At 74.9% G+C, this 4,166-nt stretch carries 4 protein-coding genes; all 4 read right to left on the bottom strand.

Features of this window, described 5'->3' with window-relative positions:
- Positions 1–129 precede the first annotated feature (129 nt).
- The 4 genes from mshC to ACSNN9_RS27970 all read right to left on the bottom strand — a co-directional run bounded on the left by mshC (position 130) and on the right by ACSNN9_RS27970 (position 3,787).
- The gene (gene mshC / locus ACSNN9_RS27985) at positions 130–1,368 is read right to left on the bottom strand and encodes a cysteine--1-D-myo-inosityl 2-amino-2-deoxy-alpha-D-glucopyranoside ligase (protein WP_436676304.1); all 1,239 of its coding nucleotides are present in this window, start codon (positions 1,366–1,368) and stop codon (positions 130–132) included.
- A gap of 109 nt (positions 1,369–1,477) precedes the next feature.
- The gene (locus ACSNN9_RS27980; RefSeq protein ID WP_436676303.1) at positions 1,478–2,296 is read right to left on the bottom strand and encodes an SCO1664 family protein; all 819 of its coding nucleotides are present in this window, start codon (positions 2,294–2,296) and stop codon (positions 1,478–1,480) included.
- Positions 2,293–2,880, bottom strand: a complete 588-nt coding sequence (locus tag ACSNN9_RS27975; RefSeq protein WP_357881965.1) for a DUF3090 domain-containing protein — start codon at positions 2,878–2,880, stop codon at positions 2,293–2,295. The genes ACSNN9_RS27980 and ACSNN9_RS27975 overlap by 4 nt, the downstream gene beginning before the upstream one ends.
- A 193-nt stretch (positions 2,881–3,073) precedes the next feature.
- Positions 3,074–3,787, bottom strand: a complete 714-nt coding sequence (locus tag ACSNN9_RS27970) for a histidine phosphatase family protein (RefSeq protein WP_436676302.1) — start codon at positions 3,785–3,787, stop codon at positions 3,074–3,076.
- Positions 3,788–4,166 lie beyond the last annotated feature (379 nt).

Raw genomic sequence — 4,166 nt, 5'->3', positions numbered from 1 at the left:
GCCTGGTCCTGGGCTGACCCGCCCCACCCCGTCGATCATGCACTCTTGGTGGGCGGTTACCGCCGTTCCGCACCTTTCGCGGGGCAGCACAACTGCATGATCGACGCCGTGAAGGGGGGCGGGGTCGGGTCAGAGGCGGATGCCGAGGAGGGCGTCCAGGGTGGCGGCGAAGAGGGCGGGGGCGGCCGGGTCGTCGGCGGTGCCGGCGAGGGTCGCCTCGGCCCATCCGTCGGCCAGCGCCAGGGCGCCCGGCGAGTCCAGGTCGTCGGCGACGCGGGCACGTACGCCGGCCAGGAACTCCTCGCCCGACGGGCCGGCGGGCGCGGCGGCGGCCCGCCGCCAGCGGCCCAGCCGCTCCTGCGCCGTCGCGAGCAGTTCGTCGGTCCAGGCGCGGTCGGCGCGGTAGTGCCCGGAGAGCAGGGCCAGCCGGACCGCCATCGGGTCGACCTGGTCGGCGCGCAGCCGGGAGACGAAGACCAGGTTGCCCCGGGACTTCGACATCTTCTCGCCGTCCAGGCCGATCATGCCGGCGTGCACGTAGTGGTCGGCGAACGGCGCCGCGCCGGTGAGCCGCTCGGCGTGCGCGGCGGAGCACTCGTGGTGCGGGAAGATGAGGTCGTTGCCGCCACCCTGCACGTCGATCCGGTCGCCGAGCAGGTTGAGCGCGATGACCGCGCACTCGATGTGCCAGCCGGGGCGGCCGGCACCCAGCTCGCCGCCCGGCCAGGACGGCTCGCCCTCGCGGGCGCCCCGCCACAGCAGCGGGTCGAGCGGGTCGCGCTTGCCGGCCCGGTCCGGGTCGCCGCCGCGCTCGGGGAAGATCTCCAGCATCTGCTCGCGGGTCAGGTTGGACTCGTAGCCGAAGCGGGGGGAGGCGGCGACGTCGAAGTAGACGTCGCCGGTGCCGTCCTCCAGGCGGTACGCGGCCCCGTCCTTGAGCAGCAGGAGGACCTTCTCGGCGATCTCGGGGATCGACTCGACCGCCCCGACGTAGTGCGCCGGCGGGATGATCCGCAGCGCCTCCATGTCCTCCCGGAACAGCGCGGTCTCCCGCATCGCCAGGACCTTCCAGTCCTCGCCGTCCCGCTCGGCCCGCTCCAGCAGCGGGTCGTCGATGTCGGTGACGTTCTGCACGTAGCGCACGTCCCGGCCGGCGTCCCGCCACACCCGCTGCACCAGGTCGAACGCGATCATGGTGGCGGCGTGACCCAGGTGCGTGGCGTCGTACGGGGTGATGCCGCAGACGTACATGGTCGCGGTGCCGGTCGGGTCGCTCGGGTGGGCGCCCTGCCGCGCCGAGTCGAACAACGACAGCGGCTGGCCCCTGCCCGGCAGCCGCGGCACCTCATGTCCCGCCCAAGAGTCCATGACCGTCAGCCTAACCAGCCGGCGCGGCGCGGCAGGCCCGCCCCACAGTGATCATCATGACAACGCCGTAAGGCGGGACGCCGGAGCCGGATCGCCGCCCGCCGGACGCTCACATGGGGGGCCAGGGCACCGCCGGCCAGTCCTGCGACGGCTGCGGGAACAGGCCGGTGTGCCGCAGCCGGTCGACCCGGGCCGCCAGCTCGGCGACCTCCCGGAGAGTCAGGTGTTCGGCCAGCTCGGCGCCGAGCGCCCCCGGCAGCTGGCCGGCGAGCGCGTCGAGCATCTGCACGGCGTCCGCCGGCAGCTGCCGGCCCGCCCAGCCCCAGAGCACGGTGCGCAGCTTCTCCTCGACGTGGAAGCTCACCCCGTGGTCGACGCCGTAGATCCGGTCGTCCGGGCCGACCAGCACGTGCCCGCCCTTGCGGTCCGCGTTGTTGATCACCGCGTCGAGCACCGCGAGCCGCGCCAGCCTCGGATCGTCGGCGTGCGCCAGCGCGTACGGTGTGCCGTCGTCGTCGCGGGCCGCGGCGATCGCGAACCAGCGGGGCGGCAGCGCGTCGGCCGGCACGAAGCCGACCAGGGGCTCGGCCTCCTCCGGCTCGTCGATCCAGAGCTGGCACGATCCCGGCCCGAACGGACCGTCGCGCAGCACCGTCGGCGGCACCAGGTCCCACCCGGTGGCCCGGGAGACCACGTACGCCGAGACCTCCCGGCCGGCCAGCGTGCCGTCCGGGAAGTCCCACAGCGGGCGCTCACCCCGCACCGGCTTGTAGACGCAGCGGGCCGTCACCCCGTCGAGGGTCAGGATGCCGCGCAGGGTGGTGTTGGAGGCGTCGACGAGCCGCCCCTCCAGGTCGAGGTGGCCGTCCCGGAGCAACCGGAGCGCGGCCTCGCCGTCCTGTCGGGGCTGGAGGTCCGACGACGTCACCGGTGGTAACCGTTGTGGCGCGGGCAGAGGTGACCGGCGGGATCCAGCGGCTGGCCGCAGAGCGGGCAGGGCGGACGGCCGGCGTTGACCACCCGCCGGGCCCGCTCGATGAACTGACGGGTCGCCTCGGGGGTCAGCCGCACCCGGAGCCGGTCGAGGTCCTCGTCCGGCTCCTCGTCCTCGTCCTCGGCGTCCTCGTCGTCGTCGGGCTCCACACCGAGGTCGACCTCGACCTCCGCCTCGCCCACGGCGATGGCCTCGATCACCACGGTCGCGGTGTCGACGTCGAACGCCAGCCCGAGCGTGCCGACCCGGAACTCCTCGTCGACCGGCGTGTCCAGTGGGTCGTTGTCGCCGACGACGGCCACCGGCTCGGGCAGTTCCACGCCGAAGCGGCGCTGCGCCTCGGAGAGCAGTTCCTCGAGCTTCTCGGCCAGCAACGACACCTGGACCTTCTCCAGCGCGACGCTGACCAGCCGGCCACCGCCGCGCGCCTGGAGGAAGAACGTGCGCTCCCCCGGCGGCCCGACCGTCCCGGCGACGAACCGCTCCGGCGGCTCGAAGGCGTGCACCTGGTGGGTCATACCCACGACCCTATCCGGCGCGCCACGGCGCCGCGCACCCCACCGACGCGAATCGCCGCGCGCCCGCCGCGCCCAGCGCACCGGTCGCCGCAGCCGGGCGTGGCGACCGGCGGGACCGCCGACCCGCGCCGGCAGCGCCCGGCCGGACGCCGCGCCGCGCCGCCAGGCCGTGGGCCCGGATGCCGCCGGCCCGTCACCGGCCGGCTCCCGCGCCGCCGCCGACCGGCGCGTCGGAGTCGGCCGCGCCGGCCGCCTTCGTCGCCCGCCGTCGGCGCTTGCGCGGCGGCGGCACCAGCCCGGCCAGGTCGCCGCCGGTGTCGTTGAGCCGCAGCAGGAACGGCCGCAGCGGCGTGTAACGGATCGCCGTCACCGAGGCCGGGTCGGCCACGATCCGCTGGAACAGATCCAGGTGTACGCCGAGCGCGTCGGCCACGATCGCCTTGATCACGTCGCCGTGGCTGCACGCCAGCCAGACCGCCTCCGGGCCGTGCTCGGCGGTGATCCGGGCGTCCCACGTACGCACCGCGGTGACCGCCCGCGCCGCCATCGCCGCCATCGCCTCCCCCTCTGGGAAGACCGCGGCGCTCGGGTGCTGCTGGACCACCGGCCAGAGCGGCTCCTTGGCCAGCTTCTTCAGCGGCTGCCCCTCCCAGGCCCCGTAGGAGCACTCGATCAGCCCTTCCTCGGCGATCGGGGCGACCCCGGGCAGCGCCAGCTCCAGGGTCTGCCGGCACCGGATCAGCGGGCTGGTCACCACCGCCGCGAGCGGCACCGCCCGCAGCCGCTCGCCGACCGCGGTCGCCTGGGCCCGGCCCGTCTCGTCCAACTCGACGGGCTGGCGGCCGGCCAGCCCGCCGTCCGCGTTCGCGGTCGTCCGGCCGTGTCGCAGAAGTAGAAGGGTCGCCACGGAACCACCCTATGGCCTGCGCCCGACGTCGGTCGTCCGCTGGAGTGCCTGGCGTGGCCACGGTGCGGTCCTCGGGTCGCCGCCGGTCATCGGCTGGTTGCGTGTCGTCGTGGTGGGGTGTGGCCCGCTCACCGTCCTCGACTCCCACCACGGCCGGGAAACGTCCACGCCGCCCTGATCATCGGACGCTACGGGTGCAGGCTGCGACGCTACGGGCGCAGGCGGGCAGCGGCGGCGCGGCGAGTGCGGGTGGGCAGGCGGACGCTAGCGGTGCACCCAGGCATGGCCTGGGATGGAGAGTCACTTGACGTCCTGATCACGGCCCGGTTGGTCCACGCTCGGTGTCCCCATGATCCGTTGATGTCGGCCCGGGCGGAGG

The sequence above is a fragment of the Micromonospora sp. URMC 107 genome, assembly GCF_051386315.1.
GTDB lineage: Bacteria > Actinomycetota > Actinomycetes > Mycobacteriales > Micromonosporaceae > Micromonospora.
This window is presented reverse-complemented; position numbering and strand designations above follow the sequence as displayed.

Coding starts and splice junctions, on each gene's coding strand:
- mshC (WP_436676304.1), bottom strand. CDS start 1,368: ATGGACTCTTGGGCGGGACATGAGGTGCCGCGGCTGCCGGGCAGGGGC.
- ACSNN9_RS27975 (WP_357881965.1), bottom strand. CDS start 2,880: ATGACCCACCAGGTGCACGCCTTCGAGCCGCCGGAGCGGTTCGTCGCC.